This is a genomic window from Sphingomonas sp. dw_22, from assembly GCF_018449795.1.
GTDB lineage: Bacteria > Pseudomonadota > Alphaproteobacteria > Sphingomonadales > Sphingomonadaceae > Sphingomonas.
This window is the reverse complement of sequence record NZ_JAAVVE010000051.1, coordinates 1-14,016: the sequence shown is the minus strand read 5'-3', so window position 1 is coordinate 14,016 and position 14,016 is coordinate 1. Positions and strand designations below refer to the sequence as shown.

Here is a 14,016-nt window from a genome sequence, read left to right as displayed (position 1 = left end):
TCTCCCCACCGGGGAGAGGGAAGGGGCCCGCGCCGGAGGCGTGGGAAGGGAGAGGGGCAGTCCGCTACCTTAGAAGTTCAGCGCCATCGCGGTCTTCACGCCGGGGAGCGCGCGGACCTTGGCGATCAGATCAGGGCTCACCTCTTCGTCGAGCGAGAGCAGCAGCACCGCCTCGCCGCCCGCGCTCCGCCTGCCGAGATGGAAGGTGCCGATGTTCACGCTCGCCTCGCCCAGCGTCGAGCCGAGCCGGCCGATGAAGCCCGGCGCGTCCTCGTTGACGATGTAGAGCATCGGCCCGGCAAGATCGGCCTCGACCTTGATGCCGAACAGCTCGACCAGACGCGGCGCCGAATTGCCGAACAGCGTGCCCGCCACCGAACGGTCGCCCGCCTCGGTGCCCACCGTGACGCGAACCAAAGTGTGGTAATCGCCCTCGCGCTCATGGCGCACCTCGCGCACGTCGAGGCCGCGTTCCCTGGCGAGGAACGGCGCGTTGACCATGTTCACCGTGTCCGAATGGACGCGCATCAGCCCGGCGAGCACCGCGCCGGTGATCGGCTTCTGGTTGAGCTCGGCTGCCGCCCCCTCGACTTCGATCGAGATATTGTCGAGCGCGCCGTGCGAGAGCTGGCCGACCAGGCTGCCCAGCTTCTCGGCCAGCGCCATGTAGGGCTTGAGGCGCGGCGCTTCCTCAGCCGAGAGGCTCGGCATGTTGAGCGCGTTGGTGACGCCGCCCGAGACGAGGAAATCGGCCATCTGCTCGGCGACCTGGATCGCGACGTTGACCTGCGCCTCGCTGGTGGAGGCGCCGAGATGCGGGGTCGAGATGAAGTTGGGCGTGCCGAACAGCGGCGATTCCCTGGCCGGCTCGGTCACGAACACGTCGAGCGCGGCACCGGCGATATGGCCCGATTCGAGCCCGGCCTTGAGCGCCGCCTCGTCGATCAGCCCGCCGCGCGCGCAGTTGATGATGCGGACGCCCTTCTTGGTCTTGGCGAGATTCTCGGCGGAGAGGATGTTGCGGGTCTGGTCGGTCAGCGGCGTGTGCAGCGTGATGAAGTCGGCGCGCAGCAGCAGGTCGTCGAGGCTCATCTTCTCGACGCCCATCTCCAGCGCGCGCTCGGGGGTGAGGAAGGGATCATAGGCGATCACCTTCATCTTGAGGCCCAGCGCGCGATCCGCGACGATCGAGCCGATATTGCCCGCGCCGATCAGGCCCAGCGTCTTGGCGGTGAGCTCGACACCCATGAAGCGGTTCTTCTCCCACTTGCCGGCCTGGGTGGAGGCGTCGGCCTCCGGGAGCTGGCGGGCGAGCGCGAACATCAGCGCGATGGCATGCTCGGCGGTAGTGATCGAATTGCCGAACGGCGTGTTCATGACGACCACGCCCTTGGCCGAGGCCGAGGGGATGTCGACATTGTCGACGCCGATGCCGGCGCGGCCGACGACCTTGAGGTTGGTCGCGGCCTCCAGGATTTCCTTGGTTACCTTGGTCGAGCTGCGGATGGCGAGGCCGTCATACTGGCCGATGATCGCCTTCAGTTCCTCCGGCGTCTTGCCGGTGATCTCGTCCACCTCGACGCCGCGCGCGCGGAAGATCTCGGCGGCCTTGGGGTCCATTTTGTCGCTGATAAGTACCTTGGGCATGGGAAGTTCCTTCTAAGCCCCCTCTCCCCTCCGGGGAGAGGGGCAATGTGTCTTGATGCGAGAGCGTCGGGAGAGGCGGCATCGTCCTGCCCCTCTCCCAACCCTCTCCCCGGTGGGGAGAGGGCTTTTGGGTCAGCCCGCCTTGGCGGTGGCGTAGGCCCAGTCGAGCCAGGGGCCGAGCGCCTCGATATCGGCGGTGTCGACCGTCGCGCCGCACCAGATGCGCAGGCCGGCGGGGGCGTCGCGATATCCGGCGACGTCGTAGGCGGCGTCTTCCTTCTCGAGCAGCGAAGCGAACTTCTTGATGAAGGCTTCGTCGGCACCCTCGACCGTGAGGCACACGCTGGTCTTCGAGCGGATGCCGCGATCGACCGCGAGATGGCCGAGCCAGTCGCGCTCGGCGACGATCTTGTCGAGCGCGGCGGCATTGGCGTCCGAGCGCGCGATCAGGCCGTGCAGGCCGCCCAGATCCCTCGCCCATTCGAGCGCGAAGATCGCGTCCTCGACCGCCAGCATCGACGGGGTGTTGATCGTCTCGCCCTTGAACACGCCCTCGGCGAGCGCGCCCTTGGCCATCAGGCGGAACACCTTGGGCAACGGCCAGGCCGGGGTATATTCGCTGAGCCGCTCGACCGCGCGGGGGCCGAGGATCAGCACGCCGTGCGCGCCCTCGCCGCCCAGCACCTTCTGCCAGGAGAAGGTGCAGACATCGATCTTGTCCCAGGGCAGGTCATAGGCGAACACCGCGCTGGTCGCGTCGGCGAAGCTCAACCCCTCGCGGTCGGCCGGGATCCATTCGCCGTCCGGCACGCGGACGCCCGAGGTGGTGCCGTTCCAGGTGAACAGCACGTCGTCCGACCAGTCGAGCCTGTCGAGATCGGGGAGCTGGCCGTAATCGGCACGGACCACGTTCGGCTCGAGCTTGAGCTGCTTGACGGCATCGGTGACCCAACCCTCACCGAAGCTCTCCCAGGCCAGCGTCGTGACGCCGCGCGCGCCGAGCATCGTCCACATCGCCATCTCGAAGGCGCCGGTGTCGGAGCCCGGCACGATGCCGATGCGGTGGGTGTCCGGCAGCGCCAGCATCTCGCGCATCAGATCGATGCAATATTGGAGGCGGCTCTTGCCGAGCTTGGAGCGGTGCGAGCGGCCGAGCGACTCGGTGGCGAGCTTCTCGGGCGACCAGCCCGGAGGCTTGGCGCAGGGACCGGAGGAGAAATAGGGGCGAGCCGGCTTGGTGGCGGGCTTGGCGGACGCACGGGTGGCGTCGGTAACGGCGGAATCAGTCATGTCAGTCTCTCCTTGCAGAGAGCACGCGCGGCGTTGGGACCGCGTGGCCCGCCGACGGCCCTAGCGGCGGGCGGGCGAATGTCAATCGCGTGTTTGCCCCGTCAGGGCGCGGGCTTGGGCGCGAGCAGGCCGCGATCGGTCATCCAGTCGGTGATGCGATCGGGCCAGTGGCGCAGCGCCACCATCGGCGTCGTCTCGCCCATGTTATAGGCATGGCCGCCCGCCGCATACAGGTGCAGCTCGGCGGAGGCGCCGGCGGCGCGATAGGCGGTCAGCAGGTCGAGGATCGGCTGCGAGCAGCATTTGTCGTCGCTCGCCGCCGACATCAGCAGCGGCGGCGAGGCGGCGGTGATCCGCTCCTCGGCATGGAGCGGCCCCGGAAAGACCAGGATGCCGAAATCGGGCCGGGCGGAGGGCCTGTCGATCGCATCTCCCGGGCCGGGCGCGGGGACGGGCGCGCTGAGCAACGTCACCCGCGCCAGCTCGCCGCCGGCCGAGAAGCCGACCACGCCGATCCGCCTGGGATCGAGCTTCCATGCGCCGGCGCGGCTGCGGATCAGCCGCATCGCCCGCTCGGCATCCTGGCGCGCATGCTCGAACTTGTAGGGCGAATCCTTGCCGCGGAAGAGCCGGTAGCGCAGCACGAACGCCGCCACGCCGCGCTCGTTGAACCAGCGGGCGACGTCGTTGCCCTCGGTCGTGATGACCAGGAATTCATGCGCGCCGCCCGGCATGATGAGCACCGCCGCGCCGGTCTCGCGCCCCGGCCGCGCGGGATAATAGGTGATGCTGGGATTGTTGATGGGCTTGGTCCAATAGGCTTCGGACGTCTCCGGGATGCCGGCCCGGTCCTCGAACCCCGGCGCGCCCTTGTCCCACAGCGCGATGCGCTGGCCCGGCGCCGGGGGATCCTGGGCGAAGGCGGGAGCGGCAAACAGGACGAACGCGCATGCCAGCGCAACGAGCAATCGGGCCATCACTCTCTCCCATGCACGGCTCAAACGGCCGCATCCGAAAGGGATGGTAGCGTTAACGGGCTCGCGGTCAAATACCGGTCTGCTATGCTGGCCGACATGCGTAGGGGTATTCGTATCGCATTGCTGCCGCTGCTGCTTTCCGCCTGCGTCTTCGGTGGCGGCGGGGACAAGCGGCCAGCGCCGATCCGGGAACGTTCGTCCGGCCCGATCACGCTTCACGGGCCCACGCCGCGCGAGACGCAGCAATGCTTCTCCGACCTGTCGCGCGAGGCAGTGCGCTACAGCCCGCTGCCCGATCGCGATTTCGGCAGCGGCTGCGTCGTCACCGGCGCGGTGCAGCTCCTCGACATCGGCGTGCCGGTGACCAACCTCAAATCGATGCGCTGCCCGCTGGCGCGGACCTTCACCGCCTGGGTGCGCTTCGCCGTCGCGCCGGCCGCCAGGCAGATGCTGGGCAGCGAAGTGGCGCGCGTGGAGAGCATGGGCACCTATTCGTGCCGCGGCATCATCGGCGGCAACGCGGCCGCCGCCCAGCGCATCTCGGAGCACGCGCTGGGCAATGCCGTCGACGTCTCGGCCTTCGTGCTGAAGGACGGGCGGCGGATCAGCGTCCAGTCGGACTGGCGCTCAGGCGATCCGCAGGTCCGGGAATTCTTCGCCGCGATCCACAATTCGGCGTGCAAGCGATTCCGGACGGTGCTGAGCCCCGACTACAACGCCGCGCACCACGATCACCTGCACCTCGACATGGGGCGCGGCCCCTTCTGCGCATGAGGTTTGCAGCCGCGCCGCAATGCTCCTAAGCCGGCCAAAATGAACGATACCCGCGTCCCTTCGCGCGTCTTCCGCCCTGCCCAGCAGGAAGCCGAGAGCGCCAACACCGCCAGCGGCACGCCGCAGACCGAGCATCCCGCCTATCGCCTCGCCTTCCAGGACATGGATTTCCTGCTGCGCGAGGATCTGCGCCCGGTGCGGTTCCAGCTCGAGCTGCTCAAGCCGCAACTGCTGCTCGACGAGGCGAATATCGCATCGACCTTCGTGATCTACGGCTCGGCCCGCATCCCCGAGCCGGCCAAGGCCGAAGCGGTGCTCGCGCTCGCCGAGACCGAGCAGCAGAAGCGCATCGCCAGGAACCTGGTCGCCAAGTCCAAATATTACGAGGAAGCCCGCAAGCTGGGCCAGCTCGCCAGCAATTTCCCGCTCGACGAGGCCGGCAAGAAGCAGTTCGTGGTGACTTCGGGCGGCGGCCCCTCGATCATGGAGGCGGCGAACCGGGGCGCGCGCGACGTGGGCGCGGAGACGATCGGCCTCAACATCGTGCTGCCGCACGAACAGGCGCCCAACCCCTATGTCACGCCGGGGCTGAGCATGCAGTTCCACTATTTCGCGCTCAGGAAGATGCACTTCCTGCTCCATGCGCGCGCAGTGGCGGTGTTCCCCGGCGGCTTCGGCACGTTCGACGAGAGCTTCGAGCTGCTGACGCTGATCCAGACCGGAAAGATCGATCCGATCCCGGTGCTGTTCTACGGCCGCGAATTCTGGGAGCGCGTCGTCAATTTCGAGGCGCTGTGCGACGAAGGCGTGATCTCGCCGCGCGACCTGAGCCTGTTCCGCTTCGTCGAGACGGCGGAAGAGGGCTGGGAGATCGTCCAGCAATTCTGGCAGGAAAAGGAAAAGGCGCGGGGCTGAGCGGGCCTGCGAGGCGGCGCTTCCATAGCCCTCTCCCGCTTGCGGGAGAGGGTTGGGTGAGGGTTAAGTGCGAGCGGGTCGGAAGGATCGACCGAATGGCTCCCCCTCCCCCTACTCACCCTCACCCCGACCCTCTCCCGCAAGCGGGAGAGGGAGAAGGCAGCAGGCGAGCGCCTTACTTGACGCCCTTCTTCTCGGCCTGGATCGCGCCGGAATTGGTCTTGGCGGGCGCGCCCTCGCCCGGGGCGGCCTGGTTCGACAGGTTGCCGGCGGGCGCGGCCTCGGTCGCGTTCGCTTCGGCGGCATCGCTGCCGTTGCCCGGAGCGGCGCCGGCCGCAGGGGCCGCCGGCAGCGGCAGGTTCGAGCCCTGGGTGTTCAGATAGGCGATCACGTTGGCGCGGGCCTTGGGATCCGAGATGCCGGCGAAGGTCATCTTGGTGCCGGGGGCCATCTTGCGCGGCGACGTGAGCCACGTGTTCATCTTGTCGAAGTCCCAGTTGCCGCCCACGCCCTTCAGCGCATCGGAGAAGGCGAAGCCGCCCTTGCCCGCGCCGACCGGCTCGCCCAGCGTGCCGTAGAGATTGGGGCCCACGCCGTTCGCGCCGCCCTGGGTGATGGTGTGGCAGGCGGCGCACTGCTTGAAGACTTCGGCGCCCTTCACCGGATCGGCGGCGGCGAGCAGGGTCGCGATCGGCACATCGGCCGCGGGGCCGCCGACGCTCGCATCTTCCGCGCCTTCGATCGCATAGCCCATATGCTCGGGCCGCTCGGACCTGAAGACCGTGCCGCTGACGATCGACAGGCCCAGCGCGGCGATGCCGCCGGCCAGAGCCCAACCCGCGATCGTATTGAAGCGATTGTCCATCACGTGCCCCCGGCGGAGAAAAAATCGAGCCCCTTTAGAACTGCCGTCGTACCGAACGCAAGCGGGCTTGCCGCATGTCGAACGGAAGGGTAGCGCGCCCTCCCTATGCAGAACTTCGCAGCCCCCGCCCTGCCGATCGTGGCCCGGATGATCGCAACCGCCGAGCACGCGCCCGAACGCGCCGTCGCATTCCAGGGCGCGCCCGGCGCCAATTCGCACATCGCCGCGCTCGAAGCCTTTCCGGACGGCCTGCCTTTGCCCTGCTTCTCGTTCGAGGACGCGATCGACGCCGTGAAGGAAGGCCGCGCCGACCGCGCGATGATCCCGATCGAGAATTCGCTCCACGGCCGCGTCGCCGACATCCATTTCCTGCTGCCCGAATCGGGGCTGGCGATCGTCGGCGAGCATTTCCTGCCGATCCGCTACGGGCTGATGGGCACGGGCGAGATCGCCCAGGTGAAGGAAGCGATGAGCCACCCGCAGGCGCTGGGCCAGTGCCGCCACTGGCTGAAGGCGCACGGCATCGCGCCGGTCGCCTATCCCGACACGGCGGGCGCCGCCGCGGTGATCGCCGAGATGGCGGATCCCGGCGTGGCCGCGCTCGCCCCACCGGGTGCCGCGGATCTCTACGGACTGAAGCTGCTCGCGACCGACCTTGCCGATGCCGAGCACAACATGACCCGCTTCGTCGTGCTCGCGCGCGAGGCGCCGCCGATCGAGGGGCCGGGGCCGTTCATGACCACCTTCATCTTCGAGGTGAAGAACGTGCCCGCCGCGCTCTACAAGGCGCTGGGCGGCTTCGCGACCAACGGCGTCAACATGACCAAGCTGGAAAGCTATCAGCGGGGCGGCAGCTTCGCGGCGACCGAATTCTATGCCGATATCGTCGGCAGCCCCACCGACGCCACGGTGGGCCGCGCGCTGGAGGAACTGCGCTTCCACACCAAATGGGCGCGCGTGCTGGGCACCTATCGGCAGGCGCGGCCGCGGCCGGAGTGAGCGGTTGCGGATGACATTCGGCCCCACTTTCCCTCTCCCCTTGAGGGGAGAGGGTTGCGTAGACTTGGGTCGCGCACTTGCGCGACCTTAGTCGGAGCTGGGTGAGGGGTGAGCGGCTGCTTCAGCAGCCGCGCGGAGCTGCGCTCCGCTCTACCCCTCTCCAAGCTGCGCTAGGCAGCACGCTGCCAAGCTTCGCTATCCTCTCCCCTATCAAGGGGAGAGGAATAAAAGGCTGAATGTCGCTCCGCCCTACGCGCCCTCCGCCCACGCCGTCAGCAGCGTGTTGGCGATCGCATAGGACGGCGGCGCGCCGAAGGTGGCGGCGGGATCGCGCGCCAGGGCCAGGCGCACCTCGTCGCGGGTGAACCAGCGCGCATCCTCCAGCTCGTGCACGTCGATCGTGATCGCCTCCTCCTCGGCCGTGCCGATGCAGGCGACCATCAGCGACGAAGGGAAGGGCCAGGGCTGGCTAGCGACATAGCGAATGTCGCGGACGCGCACGCCCGCTTCCTCGAAGATCTCGCGGGCCACGGCCTCCTCGATCGATTCGCCGACCTCCAGGAAGCCGGCGAGCGCGGAGTAACGCCCCTGCGGCCAGGGCGGCTGGCGGCCGAGCAGCACCCGGTCGCCCAGCTCGGCGAGCATGATGACCACCGGATCGACGCGCGGGAAATGCTCGGCGCCGCAATTGGGGCATTGCCGCGCCCAGCCCGCGCGGAAGATCGCCGTCGCCGTCCCGCAGACGGCGCAGAAGCCGTGGCGGCCATGCCAGTCGACCAGGCTGCGCGCGGCGGCATAATTGGCGGCGTCGGCCGGGGCGAACCGGTCGAGCATCGCGAACAGCGCCGGCGAGCGGCCGGCGGGGACCGCGTGCCCGTGCGGGAAGGCCGCGGCGAAGCACGGCACGCCGTCATCATAGCCGAGGAACAGCGGCTCGCCCGATGCCGCGCCCAGCGCCGTCCAGGTCAGCCGCCCTTCGTCGTCGAGGACGGGATCGAGCCCGTCGAGCACCAGCAGCCGCGCCGCCGGATGGGCCAGCGCCGCGTCCAGCAGCGCCGCTTCGTGACGAACCCGGTCGGCACGATCGAGCGTGCCGCCGGTGAAACCCGGCGCCTTCACCGCGCCAGATCGGCGTAGACCGCGCGGCCCACTTCGCGCTTCAGCCCGGTTTCGGCCAGCAACAGGTTTATCATCCCCGTCGCGCGCACCTTATGGACCGGATCGGCCCAGGCGATCGTCCCCGCCGCGCCGCCCCAGCCGAACGTGCCCTTGCCCGGCCCACCCGGCCGATCCGCCAGATAGACCGAGCCGCCCGCGCCGAAGCCCATGGGCACGCCAGAATCGGCGGTCATCTCGCCCAGAATCGACTTGTCGACGCCGGCCGGCAGGAGATCGGACATCGCCAGCGCGACCGTCTCGGGCTTGAGGATGCGCGCGCCGTCCAATTCGCCGCCGTTCACCAGCATGTGGAGGAACCGGTCATAGTCGCGCGCCGACGTCACCAGCCCGGCGCCGCCATAGGGAAAGCTGGGCGGCTTGAGCCAAACCGAGGTCGCGCCGGGATCGAGCGCGATGCGGTTGCCGCCGACCAGCGCATAGTCGGTCGCGAAACTGCCCGCCTTGTCGGCCGGCACGGTCCAATAGCTCTCGTTCATCTGGAGCGGCTGGAAGATGCGGGTGTTGACGAACGTGTCGAACTTCATGCCCGAGGCCACTTCGATGACGCGCCCGAGCACGTCGAGACCGATCGAATAGCTCCATTTGCTGCCCGGCTCGGCGATCAGCGGCAGCGTCGCGACGCGGTTCGCGAACTCCTCTAGGCTGGCCGGGCGCGCGGCGCGCATCTGGACTTCCATCGACGCGCTCACCTGGGCAGGATTGATCCCCAGCCGGTTATATTCGTCGAGCAGCGGCCCCTTGGTGATGATGTTGTAGCCCAGGCCCGCGGTGTGGGTGAGCAGGTTGCGCACCGTGATCGGGTGCGTCGCCGGACGGCTGGTGAGGTCCTTGGCGGGGTCAACCAGCACCTTCATGGTCTTGAACGCCGGGATGAAGTCGCTGATCGGCTGGTCGAGCCTGAGCTTGCCTTCCTCGACCAGGATCATCGCGGCGATGCCGGTGATCGGCTTGGTCATCGAATAGACGCGCCACAGGCTGTCGATATCGGCGGCCGGCGCGGTCGCTTCGTTGGCGATGCGGCCCTCGGCGATCACGGTGAGCGGCGCGTCGCCCTTGGCATAGGTGATGACGATGCCCGGCACGGTGCCCTGGGCGACATAGCGTTTGGCGAGCGCCGTGGTTTCGGTCGGCGCGACCTGGGCCGCGGCCAGGGGAACGAGCGCAAGCGCTCCGATCAATCCAATCCCGATCAGTCTGCGCATCGCATTCTCCCGAAAATCCTTGCCGCCTTGGCGAACACCGTCGGCAGCCCCGCCGCCTCGATATCGGCGATCGGCCACCATTCGCCTTCAGCGGCGTCTGAATGCTCCCCGATTGTTGCAGCGGCAAGCATGCAATCGAGGTTGAAGTGGGTGAAGCCGTGGGTGGCATGCGCGTCGAGCATCCGCCATGCCGCGTCGAACGGCGCCTCCGCGAGTCCGGGCGGCGTTGCTTCCCAAGGCCCGGTGGGCAGGGCGCGCATGCCGCCGAGCAGGCCCTTGGCGGGACGCGTCACCAGCAGCACCTGGCCGCCGCGCTCCGCCCAGAACATCGTGCCGTGGCGCTGGGGCTTGGGCGCCTTCCTCGCCTTGACCGGGAAGGTCTCGGGCGCGCCGGTGGCGAAGCCGTCGCATCGTTCGCGCAAGGGGCAGAGCAGGCAGCGCGGCGACCTGGCAGTGCAGATGCCGCTGCCCAGGTCCATCATCGCCTGGGCGAAATCGCCGGCGCGGGCATCGGGGGTGATCGAATCGGTGAGCGCGTAGATACGCGGCTTCGCGCCCGGCAGCGGTTCCTCCACCGCGAACAGCCGCGAGACGACGCGCTCGACATTGGCATCGACCACCACCGCGCGCGCGCCGAACGCGATCGCCGCGATGGCGGCGGCCGTGTAGCCGCCGATCCCGGGCAGCGTGCGCAGTGCCTCTTCGGTGTCCGGAAGCGCGCCCAGCGCGGCGACTTCGCGGGCGCAGGCGAGCAGGTTGCGCGCCCGGGCATAATAGCCGAGGCCCGCCCAGGCGGCCATCAGATCGGCATCGTCTGCTGCCGCCAGCGCCGCGAAATCCGGCCAGCGCGACGTAAATTTCTCGAAATAGGGGATGACGCTCGCGACCTGGGTCTGCTGGAGCATCACCTCGGAAAGCCAGACGCGATAGGGCTCCGGCGCGTTCGCCCCCGGCCGCGCACGCCAGGGCAAGTCGCGGGCATATGCGTCGTACCATTCGAGCAGCGGAGCGGCGATTGCGCGAGGGACGTTGTCGGGCACAGGCCCCTATGGCATGGGTTGGCGGCAATGACGAAGCCCCCGCGCACCATGACCCGCCAGCCGCGCCTCGAGCCGAAGCGCACCAACCGCGCGCAGCCGGTTTCGGAGCTGCTCGCCGATGTCGGCCGCGCGACCTTCCGCAAGTTCGGATTCGTCCAGCATTCGATCGTCAGCCGCTGGAGCGAGATCGTCGGCGAGCGCTATGCCCGCGTATCCGCGCCCGAATCGATTCGCTTTCCGCAGGGGAAGCGCGCCGAGGGGGTGCTGAACCTGATCGTATCGGGCGCGCATGCCCCGATGATGCAGCATATCGCCCCGGAGATCATCGAGCGGGTCAACCGCTTCTTCGGCTATACCGCCGTCGCGCGGCTGGCGATCCGCCACGGCGAAGTGAAGCGCCCCGACAAGCCGGTGCCGCCGCCCAGCCTGAAGCCCTTGTCCGAGGAAATGGGCGCGAGTCTCCGCGGCATCGCCGATCCCGAGCTCAAGGCCGTGCTCGAAGCGCTTGCCGCCGGCGTCGCCGCGAGCGACGAAACCCCCAAGATCGGCCGGATCGACTGATGCGGCGCCTGCTGATCGTCCTGGCCGCGCTGCTCGCGCTGCCCATCGCCGCCGCACCGGCGCAAAAGGCGGCGGCGCCCAGATGGAGCGATGTCGTCGCGCTCACGCCCGAGGGCGGCTTTCGCCAGGGCAATCCCGACGCGCCGGTGAAGCTGATCGAATATGGCTCGCGGACCTGCCCGACCTGCGGCCGCTTCGCCGCCGAGGGCGTGGCCGAGCTGCGCGACAAATATGTCGCGACGGGCAAGGTCAGCTACGAATATCGCGACTTCCTGATCCATGGCGCGCCCGATTTCGCGCTCGCGCTGCTCAACCAGTGCGTGCCCACGCCGCGCTTCTTCGCCGCGCTCGACGCGATCTATGCCAATCAGCCGGCCTTCGCGGCCCGGCTCGCCCAGCTCGAAAAGACCCGATCGGCCGAGCTGGAGGCATGGCAGAAGCTGCCCCCGCCGCAAATGGCGACGCGCTTCGCCGAGGCGCTCGGCTTCATCCCGTTCATGAAGGCGCAGGGCGTGACCGAGGCACGGGCGCGCCAATGCCTTGCCGATCCCGCGCTCATCAAGCGCATCGCCCAGACCAACGCCGATGCCGTCAACAAGCAGGACGTGGACGGCACGCCGACCTTCATCGTCAACGGGCGCAAGGTGCGCGCGTTCGACTGGCTCCACCTCCAGCCCGAGCTGTGGGCGGCGGGAGCCTCGTAAATCCATCGTTCCTGGAGAAGTGAAGACATGCGCGTTGCCCCAGCCCTGATTCCCCTGGCCCTGGTCCCCGTCCTGGCCCTTGCCGCATGCGGCGGCGGATCGTCGAACAGCTCGGCACCGGCCCAGTCGGCCACGCCCGTCGCCACCGTGGCGCCCCCCGCCGGCAAGACCTGGATGGACGTCGTCGCCAAGACGCCCGAGGGCGGCTACCTCCAGGGCAATCCGAACGCGCCGATCAAGCTGGTCGAATATGGCTCGCGCAACTGCCCGGTCTGCGGCCGCTTCGCCGTGGAGGGCATGGAGCCGCTGCGCAAGAAGTACATCTCGACCGGCCAGGTGAGCTACGAGTTCCGCGACTTCCTGGTCCACGGCGCGCCCGATCTGGCGCTGGCGCTGCTCAACCAGTGCGTGCCGACCGAGAATTTCTTCACGGTGATGGACCAGATCTACGCCAACCAGCCCGCCTTCCTCGATCGCACCCAGCAGCTCGTGCAGAACAATCCGCAGGTCGCGCAGCAGCTCCAGTCGATGCCCGCGCCCCAGGCGGCGGTGGGTTTTGCCGACGCGCTGGGCTTTGTCGAGTTCATGAAGCAGCGCGGCGTGCCCGAGGCCAAGGCGCGCGCCTGCCTGGCCGACCAGAAGGCGATCGAAGCCATCGCCAAGGTGAACGGCGACGCGGTGAACAATGGCGAGGTGACCGGCACGCCGACCTTCTTCATCAACGGCCGCGTCGTCCCCAACACGGCAGCCTGGGAAGCGCTGGAGCCGGCGCTCCAGGCGGCGGGCGCCCGCTGACGCGATGCAGATCAAGCGGCTGCGGCTGACAGGCTTCAAGAGCTTCGTCGACCCGGCCGACCTGCGCATCGAGCCGGGGCTGACGGGGATCGTCGGCCCCAATGGCTGCGGCAAGTCCAACCTGCTCGAAGCGCTGCGCTGGGCGATGGGCGAGAGCAGCGCCAAGTCGATGCGCGGCGCCGGCATGGAGGACGTGATCTTCGCCGGCACCGCGACCCGACCGGCGCGGGATTTCGCCGAAGTCTCGATCCTGGCCGAGCAGGCGGGCGAGGATGGCGAGCTTGAGGTCGTCCGCCGGATCGAGCGCGGCGCGGGCTCCGCCTATCGCATCAACGGGCGGGACGTGCGCGCCAAGGACGTGGCGCTCGCCTTTGCCGATGCCGCCACCGGCGCGCATTCGCCCGCTTTGGTGAGCCAGGGGCGGATCGGCGCGATCATCCAGGCCAAGCCCGGCGAGCGCCGCGCGATGCTGGAGGAAGCGGCGGGGATCGCCGGGCTGCATGTGCGCCGCAAGGACGCCGAGCAGAAACTGCGCGCGACCGAGGCCAATCTGGTGCGGCTCGACGAAGTGATCGGCGACCAGGAGGCCCGCGCCGCCGCCCTCAAGCGCCAGGCGCGCCAGGCCGAGCGCTATCGCGAGCTTTCCGACCGGATCCGCGTCGCCGAGGCGCGGATGATCTTCGCCCGCTGGCGCGACGCCGCCGAGGCATCCGATGCCGCGAAGAAGGAGGCCGCCGCCGCCGAGGCCCTGGTCGCCGAGCGCTCCCGGGCGCATGACGAAGCCGCCGCCGCGCACCAGCCCGCCGCGCAGGGGTTCGCGCTGCGCCGGCCGAAACCCCCGGCCCTCGGGGTCGCGCCCACCGTTCGCTGGCCCGGGCCCCGCCGCCGCGCCGCCGAACCCCCCCCCCCCCGCGCCCGCGGGGCATCCAAACCCCCAACACACGCCGTCGCGGTGGCCCACCCCCCCACCCCCCCCCCCCCCCTGCCCCCCCCGCGAAGCCCGCACCCTCGCCTCATTCCTTGGCGCTTCATCTCAGCCGCTCGACGGGGGACCATTGCTGCCGGGCC

14 protein-coding genes are annotated in these 14,016 nt (G+C 69.2%); 7 read left to right on the top strand and 7 right to left on the bottom strand.

Annotated features, from left to right (window positions below; genetic code table 11):
- Positions 1–69: 69 nt before the first annotated feature.
- The 3 genes from serA to HB724_RS17585 form a co-directional block, all read right to left on the bottom strand.
- Positions 70–1,647: a phosphoglycerate dehydrogenase gene (serA, locus tag HB724_RS17595; protein WP_213982249.1), complete on the bottom strand. Its 1,578-nt coding sequence runs from the start codon at positions 1,645–1,647 to the stop codon at positions 70–72.
- A 132-nt stretch (positions 1,648–1,779) separates the two neighbouring features.
- Positions 1,780–2,937 (bottom strand): phosphoserine transaminase, encoded by a 1,158-nt coding sequence (locus tag HB724_RS17590; protein WP_213982248.1) that lies wholly within the window; start codon positions 2,935–2,937, stop codon positions 1,780–1,782.
- A 101-nt stretch (positions 2,938–3,038) separates the two neighbouring features.
- A complete protein-coding gene (locus HB724_RS17585) occupies positions 3,039–3,914 on the bottom strand; it encodes an alpha/beta hydrolase (RefSeq protein ID WP_213982247.1) in 876 nt (291 codons plus the stop codon).
- A gap of 96 nt (positions 3,915–4,010) precedes the next feature.
- On the opposite strand from HB724_RS17585, the gene HB724_RS17580 reads away from it, so the two are divergent.
- Both HB724_RS17580 and HB724_RS17575 read left to right on the top strand, forming a co-directional pair.
- Positions 4,011–4,688: an extensin family protein gene (locus HB724_RS17580; protein ID WP_213982246.1), complete on the top strand. Its 678-nt coding sequence runs from the start codon at positions 4,011–4,013 to the stop codon at positions 4,686–4,688.
- 39 nt (positions 4,689–4,727) lie between these two features.
- On the top strand, positions 4,728–5,603 hold the full coding sequence (locus HB724_RS17575) for an LOG family protein (protein WP_213982245.1): 876 nt from the start codon (positions 4,728–4,730) through the stop codon (positions 5,601–5,603).
- Positions 5,604–5,778: 175 nt separating this feature from the next.
- Here HB724_RS17575 and HB724_RS17570 read toward each other — a convergent pair whose 3' ends face one another.
- Positions 5,779–6,468, bottom strand: a complete 690-nt coding sequence (locus HB724_RS17570; protein WP_213982244.1) for a cytochrome c family protein — start codon at positions 6,466–6,468, stop codon at positions 5,779–5,781.
- A gap of 105 nt (positions 6,469–6,573) precedes the next feature.
- Here HB724_RS17570 and HB724_RS17565 point away from each other — a divergent pair, with 105 nt between their 5' ends.
- The gene (locus tag HB724_RS17565; RefSeq protein WP_213982243.1) at positions 6,574–7,467 is read left to right on the top strand and encodes a prephenate dehydratase; all 894 of its coding nucleotides are present in this window, start codon (positions 6,574–6,576) and stop codon (positions 7,465–7,467) included.
- Positions 7,468–7,716: 249 nt separating this feature from the next.
- On the opposite strand, the gene nudC is transcribed toward HB724_RS17565, so the two are convergent.
- From nudC to HB724_RS17550, 3 genes are read right to left on the bottom strand one after another with little or no spacing between them, the layout of a single operon-like run.
- Positions 7,717–8,586 (bottom strand): NAD(+) diphosphatase, encoded by an 870-nt coding sequence (nudC, locus tag HB724_RS17560; protein WP_213982242.1) that lies wholly within the window; start codon positions 8,584–8,586, stop codon positions 7,717–7,719.
- Positions 8,583–9,848 carry a serine hydrolase domain-containing protein gene (locus tag HB724_RS17555; protein ID WP_213982241.1) on the bottom strand — a complete coding sequence of 422 codons (1,266 nt, stop codon included), beginning with the start codon at positions 9,846–9,848 and terminating at the stop codon, positions 8,583–8,585. The genes nudC and HB724_RS17555 overlap by 4 nt, the downstream gene beginning before the upstream one ends.
- Entirely contained in the window at positions 9,836–10,888 is a 1,053-nt protein-coding gene (locus tag HB724_RS17550; protein WP_213982240.1) for an NUDIX domain-containing protein, read from the bottom strand. Before HB724_RS17550 ends, HB724_RS17555 begins: the two co-directional genes overlap by 13 nt.
- A 27-nt stretch (positions 10,889–10,915) precedes the next feature.
- Here HB724_RS17550 and HB724_RS17545 point away from each other — a divergent pair, with 27 nt between their 5' ends.
- From HB724_RS17545 to HB724_RS17530, 4 genes are all read left to right on the top strand, one after another.
- Positions 10,916–11,449 carry a DciA family protein gene (locus HB724_RS17545; protein WP_213982239.1) on the top strand — a complete coding sequence of 178 codons (534 nt, stop codon included), beginning with the start codon at positions 10,916–10,918 and terminating at the stop codon, positions 11,447–11,449.
- Positions 11,449–12,153, top strand: coding sequence for a thioredoxin domain-containing protein (locus HB724_RS17540; RefSeq protein ID WP_256731601.1), 705 nt, complete (start codon positions 11,449–11,451; stop codon positions 12,151–12,153). Before HB724_RS17545 ends, HB724_RS17540 begins: the two co-directional genes overlap by 1 nt.
- Positions 12,154–12,180: 27 nt before the next feature.
- Complete coding sequence (locus HB724_RS17535) at positions 12,181–12,948, top strand: thioredoxin domain-containing protein (protein ID WP_213982238.1); 768 nt, start codon at positions 12,181–12,183, stop codon at positions 12,946–12,948.
- Between the two features lie 4 nt (positions 12,949–12,952).
- On the top strand, positions 12,953–14,016 hold a 1,064-nt coding region (locus tag HB724_RS17530), incomplete at its 3' end, for an AAA family ATPase (protein WP_256731600.1).